The 23,403-nt window shown below is 45.3% G+C and carries 18 protein-coding genes and 3 pseudogenes; 4 read left to right on the plus strand and 17 right to left on the minus strand.

What is annotated here, in order from left to right; all coding sequences use genetic code 11:
• Positions 1 to 95: 95 nt before the first annotated feature.
• From H1230_RS23225 to H1230_RS23240, 3 genes and pseudogenes are all read right to left on the minus strand, one after another.
• Positions 96 to 2,666, minus strand: coding sequence for a winged helix-turn-helix domain-containing protein (locus tag H1230_RS23225; RefSeq protein ID WP_239712234.1), 2,571 nt, complete (start codon positions 2,664 to 2,666; stop codon positions 96 to 98).
• 796 nt (positions 2,667 to 3,462) lie between these two features.
• Positions 3,463 to 3,848: pseudogene (locus H1230_RS23235) on the minus strand (manganese catalase family protein); the annotation flags it as partial.
• A gap of 72 nt (positions 3,849 to 3,920) precedes the next feature.
• Positions 3,921 to 4,463, minus strand: a complete 543-nt coding sequence (locus tag H1230_RS23240; protein WP_239712235.1) for a TetR/AcrR family transcriptional regulator C-terminal domain-containing protein — start codon at positions 4,461 to 4,463, stop codon at positions 3,921 to 3,923.
• A gap of 165 nt (positions 4,464 to 4,628) precedes the next feature.
• Between H1230_RS23240 and H1230_RS23245 the strand changes: the two genes are divergently transcribed.
• Entirely contained in the window at positions 4,629 to 5,546 is a 918-nt protein-coding gene (locus H1230_RS23245; RefSeq protein WP_239712236.1) for an alpha/beta hydrolase, read from the plus strand.
• Between the two features lie 222 nt (positions 5,547 to 5,768).
• Here H1230_RS23245 and H1230_RS23250 read toward each other — a convergent pair whose 3' ends face one another.
• The 8 genes from H1230_RS23250 to H1230_RS23285 form a co-directional block, all read right to left on the minus strand.
• Positions 5,769 to 6,338: a manganese catalase family protein gene (locus tag H1230_RS23250; protein WP_154118042.1), complete on the minus strand. Its 570-nt coding sequence runs from the start codon at positions 6,336 to 6,338 to the stop codon at positions 5,769 to 5,771.
• 58 nt (positions 6,339 to 6,396) lie between these two features.
• Positions 6,397 to 6,663: a spore coat protein CotJB gene (locus tag H1230_RS23255; protein WP_154118043.1), complete on the minus strand. Its 267-nt coding sequence runs from the start codon at positions 6,661 to 6,663 to the stop codon at positions 6,397 to 6,399.
• 3 nt (positions 6,664 to 6,666) lie between these two features.
• Positions 6,667 to 6,882, minus strand: coding sequence for a spore coat associated protein CotJA (locus H1230_RS23260; RefSeq protein ID WP_154118044.1), 216 nt, complete (start codon positions 6,880 to 6,882; stop codon positions 6,667 to 6,669).
• A gap of 186 nt (positions 6,883 to 7,068) precedes the next feature.
• A complete protein-coding gene (locus tag H1230_RS23265; protein ID WP_481857092.1) occupies positions 7,069 to 8,421 on the minus strand; it encodes a hemolysin family protein in 1,353 nt (450 codons plus the stop codon).
• A gap of 18 nt (positions 8,422 to 8,439) precedes the next feature.
• Positions 8,440 to 9,570, minus strand: coding sequence for a radical SAM/CxCxxxxC motif protein YfkAB (gene yfkAB, locus H1230_RS23270; protein WP_239712237.1), 1,131 nt, complete (start codon positions 9,568 to 9,570; stop codon positions 8,440 to 8,442).
• A 248-nt stretch (positions 9,571 to 9,818) separates the two neighbouring features.
• Positions 9,819 to 10,922, minus strand: a complete 1,104-nt coding sequence (locus tag H1230_RS23275) for an HD-GYP domain-containing protein (RefSeq protein WP_239712238.1) — start codon at positions 10,920 to 10,922, stop codon at positions 9,819 to 9,821.
• A 147-nt stretch (positions 10,923 to 11,069) separates the two neighbouring features.
• Positions 11,070 to 11,897, minus strand: coding sequence for an undecaprenyl-diphosphate phosphatase (locus H1230_RS23280; protein ID WP_239712239.1), 828 nt, complete (start codon positions 11,895 to 11,897; stop codon positions 11,070 to 11,072).
• Positions 11,898 to 11,979: 82 nt separating this feature from the next.
• A complete protein-coding gene (locus H1230_RS23285) occupies positions 11,980 to 13,416 on the minus strand; it encodes a bifunctional metallophosphatase/5'-nucleotidase (protein ID WP_239717512.1) in 1,437 nt (478 codons plus the stop codon).
• A gap of 140 nt (positions 13,417 to 13,556) precedes the next feature.
• Between H1230_RS23285 and H1230_RS23290 the strand changes: the two genes are divergently transcribed.
• Together H1230_RS23290 and H1230_RS23295 are read left to right on the plus strand one after the other, a co-directional pair.
• A complete protein-coding gene (locus H1230_RS23290; protein WP_239712240.1) occupies positions 13,557 to 14,285 on the plus strand; it encodes a molybdenum cofactor biosynthesis protein in 729 nt (242 codons plus the stop codon).
• 64 nt (positions 14,286 to 14,349) lie between these two features.
• Complete coding sequence (locus tag H1230_RS23295; RefSeq protein ID WP_239712241.1) at positions 14,350 to 15,390, plus strand: HD-GYP domain-containing protein; 1,041 nt, start codon at positions 14,350 to 14,352, stop codon at positions 15,388 to 15,390.
• A 239-nt stretch (positions 15,391 to 15,629) separates the two neighbouring features.
• On the opposite strand, the gene H1230_RS23300 is transcribed toward H1230_RS23295, so the two are convergent.
• The 4 genes and pseudogenes from H1230_RS23300 to H1230_RS23310 all read right to left on the minus strand — a co-directional run.
• The gene (locus H1230_RS23300; protein WP_239717514.1) at positions 15,630 to 17,087 is read right to left on the minus strand and encodes a glycoside hydrolase family 1 protein; all 1,458 of its coding nucleotides are present in this window, start codon (positions 17,085 to 17,087) and stop codon (positions 15,630 to 15,632) included.
• 58 nt (positions 17,088 to 17,145) lie between these two features.
• Positions 17,146 to 17,739: a PTS sugar transporter subunit IIA gene (locus H1230_RS31545; protein ID WP_345773443.1), complete on the minus strand. Its 594-nt coding sequence runs from the start codon at positions 17,737 to 17,739 to the stop codon at positions 17,146 to 17,148.
• 111 nt (positions 17,740 to 17,850) lie between these two features.
• Positions 17,851 to 18,483 (minus strand): annotated as a pseudogene (locus tag H1230_RS31550) (PTS transporter subunit EIIC); the annotation flags it as partial.
• An 80-nt stretch (positions 18,484 to 18,563) separates the two neighbouring features.
• Positions 18,564 to 19,001: pseudogene (locus H1230_RS23310) on the minus strand (CAT RNA binding domain-containing protein); the annotation flags it as partial.
• Positions 19,002 to 19,306: 305 nt separating this feature from the next.
• Between H1230_RS23310 and H1230_RS23315 the strand changes: the two are divergent.
• A complete protein-coding gene (locus tag H1230_RS23315) occupies positions 19,307 to 19,555 on the plus strand; it encodes a DUF7667 family protein (RefSeq protein ID WP_239712244.1) in 249 nt (82 codons plus the stop codon).
• Positions 19,556 to 19,652: 97 nt separating this feature from the next.
• Here the strand turns inward: H1230_RS23315 and H1230_RS23320 are convergent, their stop codons facing one another.
• Both H1230_RS23320 and H1230_RS23325 read right to left on the minus strand, forming a co-directional pair.
• The gene (locus H1230_RS23320) at positions 19,653 to 21,512 is read right to left on the minus strand and encodes an ABC transporter ATP-binding protein (protein ID WP_239712245.1); all 1,860 of its coding nucleotides are present in this window, start codon (positions 21,510 to 21,512) and stop codon (positions 19,653 to 19,655) included.
• A 6-nt stretch (positions 21,513 to 21,518) separates the two neighbouring features.
• Positions 21,519 to 23,279, minus strand: coding sequence for an ABC transporter ATP-binding protein (locus H1230_RS23325; RefSeq protein ID WP_239712246.1), 1,761 nt, complete (start codon positions 23,277 to 23,279; stop codon positions 21,519 to 21,521).
• Between the last annotated feature and the right edge of the window lie 124 nt (positions 23,280 to 23,403).

The raw sequence follows: 23,403 nt of genomic DNA on the forward strand, positions 1-23,403 counted from the left end.
CTCCACTGTGTCATTTCTCATTGCATCCACCCCACTATAAGCCTTTTCGCGCAAAAAAATACCTCCCCATTTGGGGAGGTACGCATAAATATTTATTAGTCCAAAATCATTAATTCTTTGGCACGTTGCAGGGCTTGTACCCGATTGTTCGCTCCAAGCTTTCTGTACACATTCCGAATATGGAACTTTACGGTTTCACCTGTGATGTTTAGATTTGACGCAATCTCCTTATTCGTCAATCCTCCTGCAATCAACAGTAGAACCTTCGTTTCCTGATCTGTCAGTATTTCTTTACGAGACTGTTCGTCTTGTGACACTTCCTGGATCATGAGCTGCATAGCTTGAAGCAGTTGCTTTACATAATTAGAAGAAACAAGGGGTGCTTCCCTCAATTCACTACCCTGCTGCCTCTTTCCATAAACCGATAGCAGTTCTGCCATCACAGGGCCTTCATCTAAAAAGCTGCGGATGTACCCCTCTGGCTCTGCCAAATGCAGAACCTTCTCTAACTGATGGAGCGCAGCCTCCGTTTGACCCGAGCGCTGCAGCGTTATACTTTGTAGAATGTTTACCTGAATACGATCCCGGAGACGATCTTCCTTGTCAAATAAAGAATTCAATCGTTCCAATAGGTACAACGCTTCATTCATACGTTCAGACGCTACTAGAACTCTAGCCAAAGTTAGATACTCAGCTACACGACTCAGTGATACCTCATCCGTATGCGCCAGACCGCATCTTTGCAACCAATCCATAGCCTCTTGAAGCGATCCTTGCCGCAGAGACAGACAAGCTTGTTCCGCTTCGATTCTGAGCATAAATAATTCGTTATCCGGAGAGTCAATCTGCAATTTCAATTGGACGAGCAGCTCTGATGCCTGAATTGGATTTCCTTTGGCTTGCTGAATCCGTGAAGCGCTAATGGAAATTTGCATCATAATCCTCGCAAAAGGCCGCATATCCTTACGTCCAAGAACCATAGCAGTATACGACTCCGCCTCTTCCAACTGATTCCACTCGTACAATAACTTACTGTAGGAAGCACACAAGAATCCGAGAAAAGGATATTGCTGCTTGTTGCGCCACACTGTAATCCATTTCAACAGGAACACGTCCGCTGCATGAAGATCGTTGATATGTGCCAATAGATCATCAGAAGAATCATACCCTTGATATCTATTGCGCCCCACCGTTTGAAAAAAACTGCCTTCCGGCATATACCGTTCTACTAGCGCGAAGTATTCTGACGTTCGTTCCAAATCTTTTTGAAGATAAGAGGTAATCGCTTGAAAAAAGTAGATATTGCCCATAGCCTGCTTCCATTCCACATCAGTTACTCTCTTCTCCAATGCTTGAAACCGGATCGTAGCTTGTTCCACTCTTTGGAAAGCTGGTTTCCATTCACCAACGCCCAGTAAGACGGATATGTAAAACAGTTCGATCATGGGCTTCTCCGCAAAGGAGTTTTCCGGTAAAGCAGAGACCCAGCGGATTAATACAACACTTTTCGTTTGCACTAAATTATGTAAATTTCTCTCAATCAACCGAACAGCATCATGCACCTGTTTACCCTCTAAATAATGTTCCACCGCTTCAATGTCCAACCCTTGATTCTCTAACCCAAGCGCCGCATTAACATGCACCTGCACCCAGCGATCCGGGTCTGTTCTGAATAATTGCTGTTGTAGAAAATCAGACAGTAAATGATGATATCTATACCAGTTCCTATGATCATCTAGGGGGACAATAAATAAGTTTATTTGCTCTAATCTTTCCAACTGGGCTTGACCGTTGCGTTGACCGGTTACGGCCTGGCACAACGAAGAGTTCATACGGCTTAAAATAGACGTTTCCAATAAAAAAGTACGCGTCTGCTCCGATTGATGACGAAACACTTCCTGTAATAAATAATCGGAGATATGATGCTGATGACCACTGAACTGCTGAATGGTCTCGGCAATATCACCACTACGTTTCAAAGAGATCGCCGCCAGCTGCAGGCCGCTGATCCAACCTTCAGTTTGCTGGAACAGCTGTGTCACTTGCTCTTGGGTTAATCCTAAATCGGTCGTCTCCCGAAAAAAGACAAGTCCCTCGTCTAGTTGAAACCGCAAATCCTGCATCATGATTTGATGTAATTCACCTTTGGCTAGAAGCCTGGCGGTTGGTATGGCTAGATCTGTACGACTGGCAATATATAGATGAATATGAGGAGGCAAATGTTCAAGTAAATGGATCATAGACTGCTGGATAGTGGGAAGTTCAATGACATGATAATCATCGAGAATAATCACCAGTTCGCGGGGGAAGCGATTCAACTCATTCAAGAGTTCTGTGATTGCCGGCTCCACAGACGGTGAAGGTCCTAATTCAAGAAGAGAATGGACCGCCAAGCCAAAACCCGGCTCTCTCTCCTGAATGGAAGCTGTGACATAACCCCAGAACTGAATCCAATCATTATCCTGCTTATCCAGCGAAACCCATGCCACAAGGCTGTTACATTGTTTCACCCATTCACTTAACACCGTAGTTTTGCCATAGCCAGCCTGCGCAGAAACTAACGTCAACTTGGCCTCCATCCCCTCATTCAGCTTAAGAATCAACCTCGGACGGGATACCAAAGATTTACGCACATGAGGGATGTGAAGTTTTGTACTTACAATCAAGGAATACCCCTCCATATATAAATTGAATTGAATTTATGAAAGTCATGCTGGAATTCGTTTTACATCCGCATTGCGTCTTTTAACTCAAATTATATCAGATATGAAAGCCCTATACACTGAGTGGTAAGGCAGCCCCTGTGGAGGATTCACAATAGATTCTTTCAAAAGGAACTAATGGTCACTGAAAATTATTGCTCATCTCCCTAAATTCCGAGGAAGACCGGAACCAATCGCTACTTTAAGTTCCCGGGCAAACTCTAATCACTCTACGGATTACCAATCTGCCCTTCATGCGTGTCCTAGTTTATAAAGCGTACTCTGAATATAAAGAAGGTGGCATCTGGGGAGGCATTCCCAATTACCACCAATTCTATCATCCAGCTTGCTTTACAGCTGTATTCGGCATCACGTATGCTGACTTTTTCTTCATCTTTATAGCACACTGCAAATCGGTCGTATTACCATTCCTTGCAATACATCCAGCGCCAGCTCTTCGGTAATTTTATCCGTCATACAGATTTCTACGCTGTTTGTAGATACTGCAAAAGTACATTAATTCTCTATTAAGAGTCTAGCATTAAAGCAAGAACAAGAATATTTAACTTGGGCCGATGTTGTCACTTTTATTTATTCTATTTGGTGGACTGGCTTGCCAGCTGTTTAATTAGTGATTGATCAATAATTAGATGTTTTACAGCTAACTAGCATTCTTGTACTGAAGTGTTCCTCTGCGGAAGAATTCAAAAGGAGTAAAGCTTCCCCCTCGGGACTGCTTTACTCCTTTCAGTTCATTTCTTCAATACACTCGCTTATACTCCCGATCCTCAATAATAATCTGCACCGCTTCCTTAAACCGAATAGCATGAATAATCTCACGTTCCCGTAGGAACTTGAGGCTGTCCTGCAGATATCCACGTCATCCGTCATATCAATCAGCCACTGATATGTAGCCCGGGCCTTTTCCTCGGCGACAATATCCTCATATAAGTCAGCCAGCGGATCGCCTTTAGCGGCGATATAGTTAGCGGTAAACGGAACCCCAGCGGCGTTGTTATAGAATAGTGCATGATCGCGGGTCGCATAATTCGGACCAAGTCCAGCGGCCTCCAACTGCTCAACCGTGGCGTCTTTGGTCAGCTTATAGATCATGGTTGCGATCATCTCAAGGTGGGCGGACTCCTCCGCGCAGAGAGGTTATACATCATCCTACATTCTGAAACTCCAACTCAATAAAACCATGAAAAGAAAAACATTTTAGTTTATAAGCTTCTCGAATAACTGTACCACTTGCTTTGCTACATCTTCAATATCACTATCTATTTCCTGCAGTACATAAGCCTCCAATACACCCATGGTTGCTGTTGCCAAAAACTTTAAGAAAATCGTCTTATCAATTAGGGGGTGCGAGCCCTCATGAATTTTGTTGTCAATCTCGCCTGTAGTAAATAACAGCAGTTTACTGCGAAATGCTGAAGCATGTTTGCTTTTAAATAAAGCAGCGAAAAACGGTTTATGCTGCTCAACATACGAGAACCATAATATCGAGCCCTCTAAAATCCCCAAATCTTTTTTTTGATCACTTATCTTTTTCATTTGCGCGATATGGTCATCTACAATCTTATCTAACAGATCGTATTTATCAACATAATGAAGGTAAAATGTCTTTCGGCCCAAATTGGCTTGTTCTGTAATATTTCTGACCGTAATCTCGTCAAACCCTTCCTTGACTAACATTTGCAAAAAGGTCGTTTGAATGGCCTGCCTGGACTTCACAATTCTTCGATCAACTTTCTCCACACCGGAATCCTCCTCTCGTTGCTACACACATATAACGGAATGTGTAATAACACTCATATCACATCATGTGGTTATTGAATAAACGGATCATTCAGAATAACATAAGTATACACAAAGCGATTAAAACTCACTAGTGTAATAAAATAACAAAGGTGGTATACAATTATGACAGTGATTCAAAAAAAGGTATCGTTCCCCGCGAATAGACTGCAAGTAGCGGCGATCTTAAATATGCCAGAGCAAGCTGAAGAGAAGAAGCAATTCCCAGCTATTGTCTGTGTTCATCCGGGCAGCAGCTGTAAAGATCAAACGGCAGGCATTTATGCAAAAAAACTTGCTGAGCTAGGGTATGTTACCATTGTATTCGATGCATCTTATCAAGGAGAGAGCGAAGGTGAACCTCGTCACGCCGAATACCCCGCTGCACGGGTTGAAGATGTTCGCTCTGCGGTGGATTACCTGACTACGCTAGATTGCGTAGACGCACATCGTATTGGCACATTAGGGGTTTGCGCAGGAGGCGGATATGCTGTAAATGCTGCAATGACAGAGCGGCGCATCCAAGCCGTTGGTGCGGTTTCTGTGGCGAATATAGGACGTGGATATCGTGAATACGATCCGATCCAAATGTTAGAACAAGTTGCCCAGCAACGCACTGCCGAAGCACGTGGAGCCGCACCACTTATTACAGAGTGGGTGCCTGGCAGTCACACCGAAAGAGAAGCAGCAGGCATGACTGAGCTTGACCTTGTAGAAGCTGTTGATTACTACAGAACACCAAGAGGCCAGCACCCTAACTCTCCGAACAAATTGAAATTCACAAGCGTAGACTCCATCATCGCCTTTGATGCCTTTCATTTGGCAGACATTTTACTGACTCAGCCTTTACAGATTATTGTGGGTGGCGTACAAGGAGCATTTGGTTCATACCGTGACGGCCACGATCTATATAGCCGAGCAGCCTCTAAGAAAAAAGATTTATTTATTGTTGATGGAGCAAGCCACTATGATTTGTATGATAAGCCAGAGCCCGTAAGTAAAGCTGTTGAAAAACTAAAAGCTTTCTTCAAAGAAAACCTTTAGTAGCTTCGCTGCCACTGATCCAATTATTGAATAGCCTCGGACAAACCAGGGTCTATAAACGACCAGGAAAATCCGAGGCTTTATGTCGCCTAACATCATCGCGAATATCAAATAGCCCCACCTAACGGTAGGGGCAGAATTTGAATATACTGTAATCAAAATGTCCTAGAAACTGAAAGTAGATATCGCAAAAAGAAGTCAGTTTGACCTCACTCTACGAAATTAGAATACCTTCTTCTTCTCCCGATCCTCAATCAATATCTGCACCGACTCCTTAAACCGGATCGCATGAATAATCTCCCGCTCCCGCAGGAACTTGAGGCTGTCCTGCAGATCTACGTCATCCGTCATGTCAATCAGCCACTGATATGTAGCCCGGGCCTTCTCCTCGGCGGCAATATCCTCATATAAGTCAGCCAGCGGATCACCTTTGGCCGCGATATAGGTAGCGGTAAATGGAACCCCAGCGGCGTTGTTATAGAACAGTGCATGATCGCGCGTCGCATAATTCGGACCAAGACCAGCAGCCTCCAGCTGCTCAATAGTAGCGTCCTTGGTCAACTTATAGATCATGGTTGCGATCATCTCAAGGTGGGCGAACTCCTCGGTTGAGATATCATTTAACACACCAATCACCTTATCCGGTATACTATACCTCTGGTTCATATAGCGCAGCGCGGCTGCCAGCTCACCGTCTGCACCTCCATATTGCTCCATCAAATAACGTGCCATCCGGACATCACATTTGCTGACACGCACTGGATATTGCAGTTTTTTCTCATATATCCACATTCAGGAACTTCCCCTCCTTATAAACTTAAGTGGTCAGCTACTACTATTCCTTCTTTCTTTATACCTGCCAAGGCCATGGGCTCTGGTTCCATTCCCACGGACATTTGGAATACGCCCGGCCAAAGTTCTGCAGCGGTCCGTACAGCTCCTGAAACTGCTTTGCTAGCCTGGTGCGCTCCTGGGTCAGCTGGTTGAATTGTTGTATGCTTCTTAAATCCTCCGGATGAGTATTCAAGTACAGATTGAGCTCTACCAGGGCAAAATCTAGAATCTGCAGCTGTTCCAGCATCTCATAATAACGGGGCTCGCAAGGGTTTGCCTCCATATCCTAGTTCTCTCCTCTACACTTGGACTCATACGGACTGAATAGCGCCGGCCAGAGCGTACCCGCTCTCAACGCTTCAGGTAAACTAAACTGCTGCAGATCGGGCGGCTGAAAAGTGATGAATTGATTTGGGGGTACAACAAACGTCTTGAACGGTACAGGCGGGCAGGGATCAAACGGCCCCCTATACGGTGTGTACACACGTTCCTGTGAATTCAAGGTTACATCCTCCTAGTGGTTCAGAATATCTGTTTCAGTAGCTGTTATTCTGAACCTTATCCTTTATACCTAATTTATGACGGGTGCCCAAGGATTAAGACGGATAACAAAAAAAAACCTTATCCTGCAAAAGCGACATTCGCTCTTGCAGGGTAAGGTTGATTCGTGTGTAACCCCTATGCATTCTTAATCCTCATCCGTCCCTGAGGAGTTATCTTCTTCCCGGGCAGGTGGTTCACGATGAATATTAATTCTCGTAATCCGCAGTCTTGTTGATTCCTCTACTTCAAAAATAACATTCCCAACGATAACTCGTTTTCCTTTGGCAGGGTTACCTTCAAGCTCCTTGAATAGCCATCCACCAATGGAATCTACTTCCTCATCCTCAATAACCACGCCGGTGATATTGTTGACATCCTCAATCAGCATACGGCCTTCCACGGAAATGTATTCACCATTCCGTTCGACACTTGGCCGCTCATTCTCGAATTCATCATGCAAATCGCCAACAATCTCTTCCATGATTTCTTCCACTGTCAACAGGCCGGCTGTACCGCCATATTCATCCACTACAAGTGTAAGTTGGGCTTTGTTCTTCTGCATCAACCGCAGCACATGGCTAATCTCCATAGACTCCGGCACATTAAGGATAGGACGAACAAGTGACGCGAGATCATTCTGCTGCTCAGGTGCCGCAAACAGCAAATCGGTAATATGAATAAAACCGATAATCCGGTCCTTATCCTCCAGCGCAACCGGATAACGAGAATGCTTCGTTTCGATGATGATATTCATATTCTCTTCCAATGTAAGGTTACTGAATAACACATCCATATCCGTACGCGGAAGCATAACTTCCCGGGCCAACAGATCAGAGAATTCAAAGATATTGTCCATGAGCTTCATTTCATCTTTGTCGATGACCCCGCTCTTGGCGCTCTGATTCATCAAAATACGGATTTCTTCCTCAGAGTGAGCCGCTTCGGCTTCATTCGCAGGCTCAACACCCACCATTCGCAACAGTGCGTTCGCCGATGCGTTAAGCACCCAGATAAAAGGCATAAACACATTATAGAAGAACATCAGCGGTGCGGATAACACCAGCGCGGTGCCTTCAGTTTTTTGAATAGCCAGGGACTTCGGTGCAAGCTCACCCAGCACTATATGTAGAAAAGTAATAATCGAAAATCCGATAATAACAGATACAGTCGCAATCACTGTAGAGTCGGTGACCCCAAAATTGTACATTAGCGGTTCAACCAGCAGCTCCGAAATGGCTGGCTCGCCTACCCAGCCCAGTCCAAGTGAAGCCAAGGTAATCCCAAACTGCGTAGCGGATAAATAAGAATCCAATCTTTTATTGACCTTTAATGCGTAACCGGCCATTTTGTTGCCTTCACTGACCAATTGCGTCAACCGAGACTGCCTGACCTTAACCAACGAAAACTCCGCCGCCACAAAGATACCGTTCAATAACACGAGCACCAGAACCAGCAAAAGATTAAGCAGCAATCTTCCTACTTCAAATTCCGTATGCACTATAATAACGCCCCATTTCTACAGAGTGATCGCTTTTCTTGCTTTAAAATCAACATTCGGGTAATACATATCTGCCACTAAAAGATTAGGTCCACAACAGCTAGCTGCGTCACAGTGACAATTCACCAACTGATTAAGTGGATGTTTAGTCTGCCACTCTATAAATATGTCATCCAGCTTACGGCCTGCAATATTTCCAAAAGCGGCAATATCGGCAAAATCCGTCACAAAAACATCCCCTGTAAACAGGTTTACGTTCACTCGATTCCGTCCATCCGGATCATTGCGAAGCGTAACGTTCTGCTCGGTCCGTAATCTGCGCAGCAGCATCTGATCCTCTTCCAAGGAACTGCAGGCAAAGAAAGGAAGCGTTCCGAACAGCATCCACATTTCTGGATCACGGTTGTCCAGTAGATCATGAATGGCGGCAGCCATTTCCGGCAGCGAGAGCACCGGCAGTGCAGAAGCAAAGCTAGTAGCATACATCGGATGTACCTCATGCCGCTTGGCTCCCATGTTACGAATCAGCTGGTGAATCTCCGGCAGCTTGGTATGCGTACGATAGTTAATCATGGTTTCGGCAGAAATGAACATTCCATCGCTGCTTAAGCGACGAGAATTCTCGATCATAGTGTCATACACTCGGTAGGCCGCTGGTTTAGAAACGGAATGACCGCTGTTTGCAAAGCCCACCTCATGAAAATCGTCGCCGTTCACATAATTGAATGAGATATGCATAACGTCCAGATAGGGAAGCAGCAACTCATAGCGAGAATATGGCATCGTCAAATTGGAATTAATCTGTGACTTCAGGCCACGTTCCTTAGCGTATTTCAACAGGGGTACTATCGTATTCTTTACGGTTTCAGCCCGGAACATCGGCTCTCCGCCTGTGATACTAATCGTCTGAAGATGCTCCACTTCCTCCAAGCGGTCAAGCATTTGCTTAAGCGGCAGCATCTCTCCTTCTTTAGCAGTCAGAGCATCACCTACAGCACAGTGCTCACACCGCATATTACATAAATTTGTAACTGTCATCTCCACACTTGTCAGTACATGTCTCCCCTGCTGGCGGAGAGAAGTAATCGGATCCCATGGATCGTAGCTTGGCGACAGCTCCTTTATTGATGATGATCTAATTACATTCATTAGTGATTACTCCTTCAAAGCTTATTCCTTAACTCATTCCTTATTATTAACCCAAAATAGTCCCGAACGAACGCTGACTTACCCTATATCATACCACGTTAAGCCAAAAAACTGCATTTCTATGTGTTCAGGACAAGTCATATTCATATTTCGGCAAAAAAACAGAAAACAGCGGGAATGAAATCAGGTCCCGCAAAAATAGCGAATCACCCTGACGTCTCTCCACGCTGCATGCTCAATAATGATATTCATGTCGGATTCCGAACAGGCTCGCCTTGATCTGCTACATCAATGATGACAATGGAGAGCGCCTTGCCCAGATCTCGTTCGAACGGAACAACTTCCTCTCCTTCAACACCTCTAAAAATACGCACCACTGGTCTGTGTGGTGTAGTAGGATCTATCTTGACCACCACACCGCTCTCTCCAGTACTGAGAGTCACAGTAAGACCTAATGGATAGATCGCTACGCGATCTCGAAATAGTTCAAGTTGCTTTTGCTCATAAAGCGTTCCGGAACCTACATAAAGCGCCTCGACTGCCTGGTGTGGCAGCATCGCTTTTTTGTAAATACGGTTCGAGGTCATAGCGTCATAAGAGTCCGCCACTCCAAGCCATTTGGCATATTCATGAATTTGCGGCCCAGTCAGGCCGCGTGGATAGCCGGAGCCGTCAATACGCTCATGATGCTGCAATGCGCAATGTGCAGCGAGCAGCGGGATATTAGGTTCCTCTTTGAGAATCCGATAGCCGATCTCCGTATGCGCCTGCATGTGACGAAATTCCTCATCGCTGAGCAAGCCCGGCTTCTGTACAATTTTGATCGGAATTTGTGTTTTACCAATGTCATGCAACAGAGCACCCAAACCTATGACTCTGAGTTCCTCTTTGCTGTAGCCATGAGCTATTGCCAGCACAAGTGTATACAGACATACATTTAGTGAATGAACATACAGATAGTTGTCCGTCGTATGCATATCTAGCAGCATAATCATCGGATCTTCCTGTAAAGACATATCATCTAATATATTGTCCATAAGCTTGGAGAACTTTTTGTCCAGATGATAAAAACCCTTAGTAATGCCGGAAGCACCAGACATTTGCTGAAACTGGTTTCTGATCACCTTAAGCGCTTGGTTGCGCGTCTCGTCCTGCAGCATTCCTGAAATAATAACATCTTCCGTGAACGAATCCTCAATGTAGATGTAGCCGATATCGAGCTTAGCCAAACGCTTAATCAGCGGATCACTCAGTTCCACACCATCTGCGAGCAGAATCAGGCCCTCATCATTATATATTTTTTTGCCCAGCTTCATTCCCGCCTGAAGCCGATTCACGGATACTAATCGCACCTTGGCTCACTCCTGCCTTTAACGGTAAATTACTATTCTGTTGTAAAATCCCTGGGTTATACACTTTGTCTATACCGTTACCTCAAGAGAACAGGCAAGCTCTCCTCAAGAACAATTCTGATTCTGTACCGTGACCACTAAATGGTATTAACGCATAACCAACAACCAGAATAGTGCCGCTAGAATAAATCGATAAATTGCGAAATGGGTCAGTCTGATTTTTTGAATCCATTTCATAAATATAATCACCACAATATAGGCTACTACAAAAGAAACCAGAAATCCAATAATAAAGTAGGTTATTGTCTCACTCGTGAAGTAACGATAGGAATCCAGCAGCTCATAACCCGAAGCAGCACACATAATCGGAATCGCGATGAGAAAGGAAAAATCCGCTGAAGCCTTATAGCTTACTCCGCTCAGCATACCGCCTGAGATTGTAGAACCCGAACGTGAGAATCCAGGCCATAGCACTGAAATAATCTGATAAAAGCCGATAGCCAGCGCCTGTCCATAGGATAAATCGTCAAGTTCATGTGCCGTGATACGAATCTTGCGTTTGTTTACCCATTCAGCGATGATCATTAAAATCCCGCCGGCAACAAGAGCCCAAAGTACCGTAGTAGCCCCAAAAAGACTTTTAATAAAATCACGAGCGAAGAAGGCTACCAGAAGTGCCGGGGCGATACCCAGAATCACATGGATCAGATTCAACCGGGAAGTCGGCATTACACCACCTCTGACCTGACGTTTTCGCCCTATACCAAGTAAATTGAGTATACGCTGGCGGTAGACAAGGGCAATGGCTAGAATCGCACCTAGTTGAATTACAATTTCATAAGTCTTCATTATCGGTGTCTGATCCGAAAAACCTAAGAGCTGAGCCGTTAAAATCATATGTCCTGTGGAAGAAACCGGAATAAACTCAGTGATACCCTCGACAATCGCCAGAATTATTGCTGTAATAGTGTCCATAAAATCCTCCTGATCTGTGGGAATTAAAATATTGCAAGCTGATTCTCAAATGTTCACTTACTTAGTAGCAGGGTCACTCTGCTTATGGGGACTTACTCACCCAGCGGGTGATCACGCATTCGTCTAGACTTTCGGGACGTTGCAGTTCCATCTGCAGCAGATCGCGCAGGAAATGGGGCAACAGAAACAGTGCATCCTTTCCATTCATAATGGTCTCATATCCAGCACCAAAAGTGAACATGTCTAGCGTCCCGACATTATACTCGCGATTGTCATCCAGAAGCTCTCCTTCGACAAAAACTGCAATACCGCTATCATACGGCATTTTTAAGGGATCGTACAATATTTTTATGCCATCTACTGCTAAACTACCCAGCTGATGACCTCGAAAACCATATCCATAAATTACTTTATTGCGAAATTCTTCGGTAAGGCTTTGTTCCAGAGCTATACGAATATCTCGTCCCTCCAGCTTTACTACACATGAGTTAATCGGCGAAGGACATAGAGCATGCAGCATTCCGGTAGTGATCTCACCCTCTGGCAACGAACCTAATAGCTGGCCTGTATTCACCAGAGATAGCGAGCTCCCTGTAAAGCGGCGCACTGCCTGTGCCAACAAATTGCCAAAGGGTGATTCTCCTTGCAGGTTAATCGGCAGCTCTCGGTCAGTTATTGCAACTGTCTCCAACATTACTGCACAGGCATGCTCCAGATGAACACCAACAGCAGGACTGATAATCTCTTCGGAAAGCGTGGGATCAACCGGAATACATTGACCTGTCACCAGCTTAAAGTCTGTTTCGTCTCCTTGGCGTTCAAAAACAAGCCGGCCGACATAACGTCCGAATTTCCCGGCACCACATACAGCTGTGCCGTTAATCATTAACGGTTCCTCCAGCATATGATGGGTATGCCCACCAAGTATAGCATGCACCCCTTCCAGTCTCTCAGCCAGTAATTGGTCTGCTGGAAGCCCAAGATGAGATAAAATAATCAGAACGTCTACCTGCGGAGCCAGAAGAAGACACTGTTCGCGGAGCGCAGTCTCAGGGTCCAAGGCATCCCATCCCAAGAGTGAATAGAACGCTGTGAATGCAACTGTAGCACCGGTCACTCCTATTCGAAGTCCATCCTTCTCCAGAATAGCATGACGTTTCATCCAAGACGGTGGTTCTCCTGTTGAACTCTCCACAAAATTACAACAAACTACAGGGCATTGCAGACCCGTAAAGATAGCACTTAATATCTCCGGAGAAAAGGTTAGTCCTTCGTTATTCCCGATAGTGACGGCATCATACCCTGTCAGGTTCATCACATCGATATTTGCCTGACCCATAGTTCCTTCTGTCTCCACTGCAGCCCGATCCATATGGTCACCCACATCCAGCAGCAGCAAGGGTTCTTGTCTCGCTGCAGTCTTTTGCGCGGCAATCACTGCGGCCAAGGGACTCATCATTTCAAAATGGCTATGTATATCATTGGTATGAAGTATGGTTAATCTTTGCGGCACGGGCATCACAGCAACATTCCTCCCACCAGTAAGGCCACTCATTATTGAAGCAGCTGGCACATGATCTTATACAGCCTAGCATAACATTTCCAAGCTTAATATGGTATATTGGAATCATTATTAAAATAATTACGAGGTGAATAAGTATGCAAATTACAATCCGTCTATTCGCTGGGTTGGCTGAAATTTTCGGTTCCTCATCACTGTCCTTTGATGTTGCGGAGAATACTCTAACTGCAGGTAAATTAAAGGAACTCCTCTCTGCCTCCTATCCGGATGCAGCCCCCCAAATTGCAGTTTCTTTAGTTGCCATTGACCGGGAATATGCCCCAGATGATTCACCCATCTCCGCAACTGCAGAAGTTGCGCTTATTCCTCCCGTTTCCGGGGGCGAAACCGGTTCTGTAACCGAGAGTACAGCCGACGGGCTTTACACGATAACGGATCAACCTTTGGTCGCTGAGAAGCTTCTGGATAAAGTACTAGATGCTGCTCACGGAGCCTCGCTGATATTTGTAGGAACGACACGCGAGATGACGCAAGGACGGCGAACAACCGCGCTCTTTTATGAAGCTTATATTCCCATGGCCCTGAGCAAACTTCAGGAGATTGGCAACGAAGTTCAGAAGCGCTGGAACGCTCATTGCGCGATTTCTCATCGCATAGGCTATGTGGGTCTAAAGGAAGCTAGCGTTATCATTGCCGTATCTGCTGCTCATCGTGATACTTGTTATGAAGCTAGTCGGTTGGCGATTGAAATGCTGAAGCAGGCCGTCCCCGTCTGGAAAAAGGACATCAATGAATCAGAGCAACAATGGTTAGGCTCTGATCAGCTGGCTGCTGCTTTCGAAAATATATCATCAACTACTCTTTGATCATTGAATAATTCCAGCTTTGTTGCTATGCTGAAAAAAATCGATAGTTAAGGTGGCATAGGCATTGAGAGTACACGTCACGGATCTAAAACCCGGTCATTTCTTGGGAGAAGATACCTTTAGCTCCAGAGGACTTCACGTATTACCTAAAGGTACAAAACTTCGGATAGAAGAAATCGCCAAGTTGATGCAACACAGCGTAGACTATGTTGATATCGAGGTAGTAACCGAAGAGCCTGCCCCTAAAGGCAGAGCGTCTATTATTAAAGCCGTGACCGGAAATTTTGACAATATGATTGACGGTTTCGAATCTGTATATATGGAGGCGTTGACTCAAGGACGTTTTAATCAATCACTTGTAGATGATGTACTTCAACCCTCGCTGCAATCACTGGACAAACATAAAGATGTCGTCTCTTTGCTACTGCTGCTTGACCGTGAAGATGATTATACCTATAATCACTCCTTACAGGTAGGCATGCTTTCTTACTATATAGCAACTTGGCTCGGATATTCTAAACGGGAATGCTACGAAATTGGCCGAGCCGGGTATCTGATAGACATAGGCAAATGCCGAATTTCACCGGCTCTACTCAACAAGCCAGGAAAGTTAACTTCACTAGAGTTTGAGGAAGTTAAACTCCATACTACATACGGTTACGAGATTATCCGCAATTCCATGGATGACAAACATACAGCTCTGGTTGCCCTTCAGCACCATGAACGTGAAGATGGTTCCGGCTACCCCGGTAATCTGACTGCATCCGAGATTCACCCTTACGCCCAAATCGCAGCTGTAGCTGATATTTACAGTGCTATGACCACACCAAGGGTTTATCAGTCCAAGCAGGAATTGATTTCAGTTCTACGTGAAATCCACAATCTCAGCTTCGGCAAGCTCAACCCAAAAACAGTACAAGCCTTTATCCAGCATTTAATGCCCAACTTCATCGGCAAGCGCGTATTACTAAGCACAGGCGACATGGGTGTAATTGTTCTAAACAACCCCATTGATGTCTTCCGCCCACTAGTGCAGAGCGGTGGGAAGTTCCTCGACCTGTCCCGTGACCGCAATATCGCTGTGGTGGAGATTTATATGGAATAACCCTTCCAAGGGAGGGCTCAGAAGGGCTCCGCCCTCTGGACGCCTGGAAGCTTGGCGGAACATCGCGGTTATTGTGGACGAATGGGACTATGGATCGTCAGCCCGCCTTGAGTCACCCTGCTTTGCTGCGCAAAGGGCGGATGGCTCAAAGCTACATTAAATAAGGGTAACCTAACAGTCATGTGATTTAATGACTGTAGGTTACCCTTTTTCCTAGAGAGATACTCTAGCTTTATCTTTTACAGTTGCTCGCCATTGCTGGCGATAACCTTTTTATACCAATCAAAGGAATCCTTCTTGGAGCGCGCCAGCGTCCCGTTTCCATCATCATCCAGATCGACATAGATAAACCCGTAACGTTTGGACATTTCGGAGGTGGACATGCTCACTATATCGATGGGTCCCCAGCTAGTGTAGCCAATCAGCTCAACTCCATCCAAGATTGCCTCTTTCATCTGTATAATATGTTGGCGATGATAGTCAATCCGGTAAGAATCATGAATGGAACCATCCGCTTCGACTTTGTCATACGCACCCAGACCGTTTTCTACGATAAACAGCGGTTTGCGATAACGATCATACATCGTATTCAGCATAATGCGCAGACCGATCGGATCAATCTGCCAGCCCCACTCGGAAGCTTTCAGGTACGGATTCTTAACTCCACCAAACAGGTTGCCTTGAGCTCGTTCCCCCTCTGGGTTTGTGGACACAGTTAAAGTCATGTAATAGCTGAAGGCCACATAATCAACTGTATTCTTCCGCAAAATCTCATCGTCGCCCGACTCTTTTTGAATGACGATATCATTCTCAGCAAAATAACGCTCCATATATCGTGGATATTCGCCAAGGGAGTGCACATCTGTAAAATACAGATTTAGCTGGTTCTCATGCTGATTCAGCCGCACATCCTCGGGATTGCAAGTATTCGCATAGCTTTCCATGCGGGCTAGCATACAGCCCATTTGTGAACCAGGAATGATCTCGTGAACCAGTTTAGTCGCCAAGGCGCTAGCTATAAATTGGTGGTGCAAGGCCTGATAGATCGTCTGGAGTTTATTCTCGGATCGGTCGATCACAACGCCGCCGCCGGTAAACGGACTAAGCGTCATCATATTAATTTCGTTAAAGGTGATCCAATGTTTCACTTTAGCTTTATAGCGTGTAAATACAGTCTCAGCATAGTTGGTAAAGAATTCAACCACTTTACGGCTGGCCCAGCCGTTGTATTTCTGCGTCAAGCCAAGCGGAGTTTCATAATGAGCCAGCGTCACTAGCGGTTCGATTCCGTATTTATGCAATTCGTCAAAGACATCATCATAAAATTGCAATCCAGCCTCATTCGGCTCAGCATCATCACCATTTGGGAAAATACGTGCCCAGTTAATGGACAGACGGAATACTTTAAAGCCCATTTCGGCAAACAAGGCAATATCCTCTTTATAGCGGTGGTAGAAATCGATGCCTTCACGTTTCGGAAAACGGGCCTCGAACTCTCCCGACAGTATTTGCTCAATACGCTCCGAACTGATTTCAATAGCGTGGTCGTTAGTCCGCTCTGCCTTGGGTATATAAGCAACCATATCTGCACTGGACAAGCCCTTGCCGTCAGCATCGAACGCGCCTTCTAATTGATTGGCTGCCGTGGCGCCTCCCCATAAAAAGTCTGATGGAAATCCTTTAATGCTCTTATTCATACTGTTGCTCATGCTCGATGTGCTCCTTTTTCAATGTGATTGATGTAGCCTTAGCTATCTAGTTAACCACTGTTAATAGGTATTCCCCATTTTCCACATTCATCTCAGCGCTTTTGAGGACATCCAAATAATTAGCCGAATTGGTTACTATAATTGGTGTAGCCGTTATGAAACCCGCTGCCCTGATCGCTTCTACATCAAATTCTAGCAGCAACTGTCCTTGCTTCACCTTATCTCCTTCTTTTACCCGTTTCTCGAAGAACTTACCCTTTAGCTTCACTGTATTGACGCCAACGTGGATTAAGAGTTCAGCCCCTTCATCGGAAGTGATGCCGATTGCATGTCCTGTTGGAAAGATCGTCGTAATAGTTCCGTTTACAGGTGAAGTCAACCTGCCGGAGGAGGGTTCAATCACAATCCCTTTACCCATTGCCCCTGAGGCAAAGGCTTCATCTGGCAAAGACTCTAGCGATTGAAGGCTGCCCGACAAGGGACTGACAATTACTTCTTTTTCAATTAAACTATTCGCTGTATAAGTTGGAATTTCAGGGGTTTGCTCTGGACTGGCTACGGTTGGATCATCAAAGCCCAAGACAAATACAAGCAGAAGTGCAAGTACAAAGGACACGACTAAACCGACCACAACCCACACAAATCCGGTTCCAAAATAAGTCGGCAAGGCCAGCAGACCTGGCAGGGAGAATGCTAAAGCTCTTGCTCCGCCGACAGCTATAATAGCGCCGCCTATTGCGCCGGAAACACAGGCATAGATAAATGGTTTTTTTAATTTAAGCGTAACCCCATAGATTGTAGGCTCTGTGATACCAAACACCGCAGCCAGGGTTGATGACCCTGCTAAAGCTTTCATTTGCGAATTTTTCGATTTCAAGAATACCCCGAATACTGCACCCGCTTGAGCAAGGACTGCTGCAGACAGGATAGGCAGCATCGTATCGTAGCCCAGACTGGCTATATTGCTCAGCATGATCGGGACAAATCCCCAATGAACACCAAAGATTACAAAAACCTGCCAGAATGCTCCTGCGATTGCACCCGCCGCCAGCGGACTAAGATTATATAGCCATGTATAACCTGAAGCCAACCCGTCACTAATCAGGGAACCTACAGGACCAAAGGCTAGAAATGTCAAAGGAATCACAATCAGCAACGCGAACATTGGTACAAGTATATTTCTAACCGATTCATGAATAAAGGAACGAAACCATTTCTCTATATAAGATTGCACCCAAACCGCTAGGATAATTGGGATTACACTAGAGGAATAATTCACAAGAATAATAGGTATCCCGAGAAAACCCAATGAATCTGTACTGCCAACTGCAGCAATAATTGACGGATAGATTAAGGCCCCTGCCACCGCAACGGAAACAAATTGATTAGTCTGGAATTTCCGGGTGGCAAAATCGACGTTTCTTAACGTTCATTTTACCGTGAGTTCAGGTTTTTCTTGAAATATAAGGCAGTATAGTTGTGAATAAATTTGAGCGCATCCATCCCGATTGAGAATTCTTTCTGATAGAAGCGTTTAATTTCGAACAACATCGCATTTTTGAGCACGATTCCTTTTTCGTAGCGCTGAACGGCAAAATGGATATGATCGGTTAAGGTCAAATAAATATTATCACTTAGCTCAGTCCCTAGAATCTCATTTGCATAAGTAACAATTTCATTCGCCAATTCCAAATGGGCCACAGGAATATCGTTCAAAAGCTCGGTTAGCTTGGCCGTGAACTCATTCTCATTTAGCAGAAAAATTTTATCTACCTTGTCGGGATCGACGTAATCACCCGCTACCTTGTTAAAGGATATCCCTCTACCCATCACAATGACTTCCTTACCTTTTTGGTTCTTGGTCAACAAGACATTGTTGTTGAGGACTTTCTCGATAATCATCAATATTTCACCTCCTGCATCATATTTTGTACAAAAAAAGCCTAAGTTGATCCCAATATCATTTAGAAAATGATACTCGAATCAGCTTAGGCATTGCCCACGTTAGCGGTCACAATCCTGTATTAATAATATTGTAGCATAAAATTAAGCGATTACAATATTTTTATTCGCCGATGACGAATTAGTGGATATAACCGTTGTTGATCTTTCCAAGGTTTAACATCTTTAATATTGGGTTAAACTGATCTGTGCATGAAATCAACAACAGCCCTGCTATACATTTTTCGAAAAAGAGGCTGATCCCAATGCTAACCGTTCATGAGCGTCTTGCTGAGCTATTCATTCTAAGCCGTCAACGCCGGCTTACTACAACTGAAGAAGCCGAGCAGCAGCAGTGCTTACAAGTAAATGCTATGTATTACTGGGAGCTGGCGCGCCTAAACAATGAAGCTCTTCTGGCCGCTCGTACCGAGGATGCCGAATGGCAGCACGATATTGGTGCACAGCTGTTTGAATTACGCGTAACAGGCAGAGTGTCCAGACGCCGAAAGTAAGTAATCTCCTTGGCAGCTTGTAATGAAATAACAGCAGCCCGCTCCCCTATTGATTCTGCAAAGGGAAGGGGACTGCTGCGTTTGAACTAACTTTTAATTATAGAAACCTGAACTGCGCTTCAATCAGACCGTTATAAACTCCGTCATGGGAGGTTAGTTCACGATGGGTTCCTTCTTCTTTGATCTCACCATGATCCAGAACGACAATTTTGTCGGCATGTCGAATCGTTGATAATCGGTGAGCGACGATAAATGAAGTTCGGCCCTGCAGCAGAATCTTAAGCGCATTCTGAATCTTCAGCTCCGTCTCCGTATCAATACTCGCTGTCGCTTCATCCAGGATCAGAATTCGTGGATTGGCCAGCAGCGCCCTAGCAAAAGACAAAAGCTGCCGCTGTCCCATGGACAACGCACTGCCACGTTCTTCAACCTCCGTCTCATAACCTCCGGGAAGCTTGGTGATGAAGTCATGTGCATCCACCGCTTGAGCAGCTTCCTCCACTTCCTCGTCGGTGGCATCGAGCCGCCCAAAGCGAATATTATCCCGAATCGTTCCCGAGAAAATAAATGTGTCCTGCAAAACGATACTGACCTGCGTGCGCAGACTTTCCAACGTGACCTCACGAATATCAGTGCCGTCAATCGTAATTCGGCCGTCCGTAATATCATAGAACCGGCTAATGAGGTTAATGATAGTACTTTTACCGGAACCTGTATGACCGACAAGCGCGATCGATTGCCCCGCCTGGACGTCGAGACTAATACCCTTTAAAGCTGCACGCCCCTTTTCATATTCAAAAACAACCTGATCAAACTTGATGTCGCCACGAATCGTTGGCAGTGGTTTCGCTCCAGGCTTATCTTGAACCGATGGCTGCTCATCCAAATACTCAAAGATCCGTTCTGAGGAAGCCATCGCTACCAGCAACTGATTATACATCTGCCCCAGACGATTGATAGGGTCCCAGAAATTACTCACATAAGTACTGAAAGCGACTAGAAAACCTATGGTAAGTTCACCCGATTCGATAAGATGAGCTCCATACCAGAACAGAATCATGGTTCCGAAGCCGCCGGTGATCTCAATAATCGGACCAAACGCTTGGTTCATCGCCGAAGCCTTATTCCAGGATTTTCTGCTATCAGTATTCATTGCATCAAAATAATTCATATTTTCCTGTTCTTGCGTATAGGCCTGCGTAACTCTTATCCCTTGAATCGATTCATTCAGATGTGAATTGATCCTGGAGTTCTTCATCCGCACATCCTGCCAAGCAAGCCGAATCTTCTGGCGCAGCTTGGTCGAGACTAAGAACATGACCGGAACAGTAATCATCACCGCAAGACCCAGCTTCCAGTTAAGCAGCAGCAAAATAACCATAATACCAAGTAGTTGCACACAATCGATCATCAAATTGACGACCCCGTTCGTGAACAGATCCTGCAGCGAGTTGATATCATTCGTTACCCGTACCAATACTGAACCAGCCGGACGTTTATCGAAAAAGTTGAAGGACAGCTTCTGAATATGTCTGAACAAGTCCGAGCGCAGATCATAAATAACTCTTTGTCCGATCACATTGGTATATTTAATCCGGTAAACACCAGCGATCCATTGTATTAAATATAAGACAACTACACTAGCCGTAAGCGTGTAAAGAAGGGTCAGACTTGGGTGTCCATCCTTGGGAGCAATCGCCTTGTCTATGGCGAGACTCGTCAGGAAGGGGACCGTCAGCTTGGTAATCGTCCCGAGAATCATCATGATCGACACGAGCGGAAGCATCTGCCTCGCATATGGCTTCATGTAGCCGAACAGTCTGGTGAACTGCTTCCAGTCGAATGCCTTGTCAATCAGATCATCGTCTTTATATACAAAACGCTCATCAAGAATTTCTGCTTGTGTTTTCTTATTCTTCGAACCCCTGGCTACATTATGATTAGCTTCAAGTTTCATACGGCCTCACTCCCCCACTCTTCCGGCATCTCTTGCCAAATAATCAGCGTATTGAATCCGGTAGACGTCTTGATAGGGACCGGGCACCTCGATAAGCTCTTTATGTGTACCTCGCTGAATCATACGACCTTCATTCATAACAACGATCAGATCGGCATGCCGCAACGAGGAAATCCGGTGGGCAATAATAAGTGTTGTGCGCCCTCGCATAACCTCTTGGAAGCCTGCTTGAATCTCATGCTCTGTCTCCATATCAACAGCGCTGGTCGCATCATCGAGTATAAGAATCCGCGGATTCTTCAGCAGAGCTCTAGCGATCGCAATCCGCTGCTTCTGTCCGCCGGAAAGACCCATTCCGCGTTCGCCTACAACCGTTTCGTACCCCTCCGGCATCTCCATTATAAATTCATGTGCTTTTGCTAATTCTGCAGCCCGGATAATCTCATCCATCGTCACATTCTTCAGACCGTAGGATATATTATTGCGAATAGAGGAAGAGAACAGAAAGGTCTCCTGAAATACAGTTGCAATTTGCGAACGCAGGCTGCGAACATTGTATTCCCTAATATCAATACCGTCCAGCGAAATACTCCCTTCATTAACGTCATAGGCGCGCATCATCAGCTGTGTAATCGTTGACTTACCGGAGCCTGTGCCCCCGAGAAACCCGATAACTGCACCTGAAGCTGCTTCAAAATGAATGTTTGTAACCGCCGGCATTTTGTTCCCATAGGCGAAGGTTACGTGATTAAATACAACATCTCCTTTGACTTCTGCAGCGATAAGTTCACGGGCAGTATCTTGATCCTTCACATCTATCTGCTGGTTAAGCACCTGAAGCACACGTTCACCTGAAGCCTTGGATTGTGTGTAGTTATTAATATGGAAGCCGAGGCCCCATACTGGCCCGATAATATACCAGATCAAGCTGAAGAAGGCAACCAGCTCTCCTAGCGACATGTCTTTATTAATGACGAGCGTTCCGCCTACTCCCAGCAGGATCGCCACGCTGACTGAAGCCAGCAGCTCCATGACTGGAAAATATTTGCTCCATAACTCAGCGGCAAAAATTTGGTTGTTCTTATAGCGTTCATTACGGTGTGAGAACTTCTCTACCTCGTAAGCCTCTCTGGCAAACGATTTGACGGTCCGTACACCAGTTACATTCTCCTGAACAGCCGTGGTTAGCGAGCTTAGTGCAAGCCGCATCTCCTGAAAGGCCGGATGAATCTTGGACTCAAATCGAAAAGCTACAGCAGCCAAAAATGGCATGGTTATCAAAGTGACTAGTGTTAGCTGCCAATTAATCGTGAACATCATGATAGAACCAAAAAACACCATAAAAAATACATTCAGTAGCTGGGCGAAACCAAAACCAATAAATAAGCGAATCGCTTCCAGATCCCCGGTCAGCCGGGACATCAAGTCACCTGTCTTGGCCGTATCGTAATAACGGAAAGACAGAAACTGCAACTTCTCATAGCAGGCATTGCGCAACCGGTAGGCGAGAAAGTTACCTAGCCGCCCGCCAAAAAATCCGTGTGCAAATTGCAGACATGCTTTCACGAATACTACAGCCAGCACACTGAGTGCTAATACGGGCACCTCTGTGAACTTCATAGGTACAATAACATCATCAATTAACCTTCTTAACAAGTTCGGGGTTATGAGCCCCACTGCAGTTGCCGCGGCCAAGCATACAATTGAAAGAATCAAAAAATGTAGCTTTTCCCGGTAAAAGCCCCGCAGTTGCCTGAGAACTTCCATATCTCTCCTCCTATAAGCTTTACGAAGTAAAGCTAGCTTCGTAAGCATTGACTTAAGCTTTACGAAGTAAAGCTGGCTTCGTAAGCATTGACTTAGCTGGAACAGCATAGCTTACATCCTAAGC

The sequence above is a fragment of the Paenibacillus sp. 19GGS1-52 genome (genome assembly GCF_022369515.1).
Taxonomy (GTDB): domain Bacteria; phylum Bacillota; class Bacilli; order Paenibacillales; family Paenibacillaceae; genus Paenibacillus_AQ.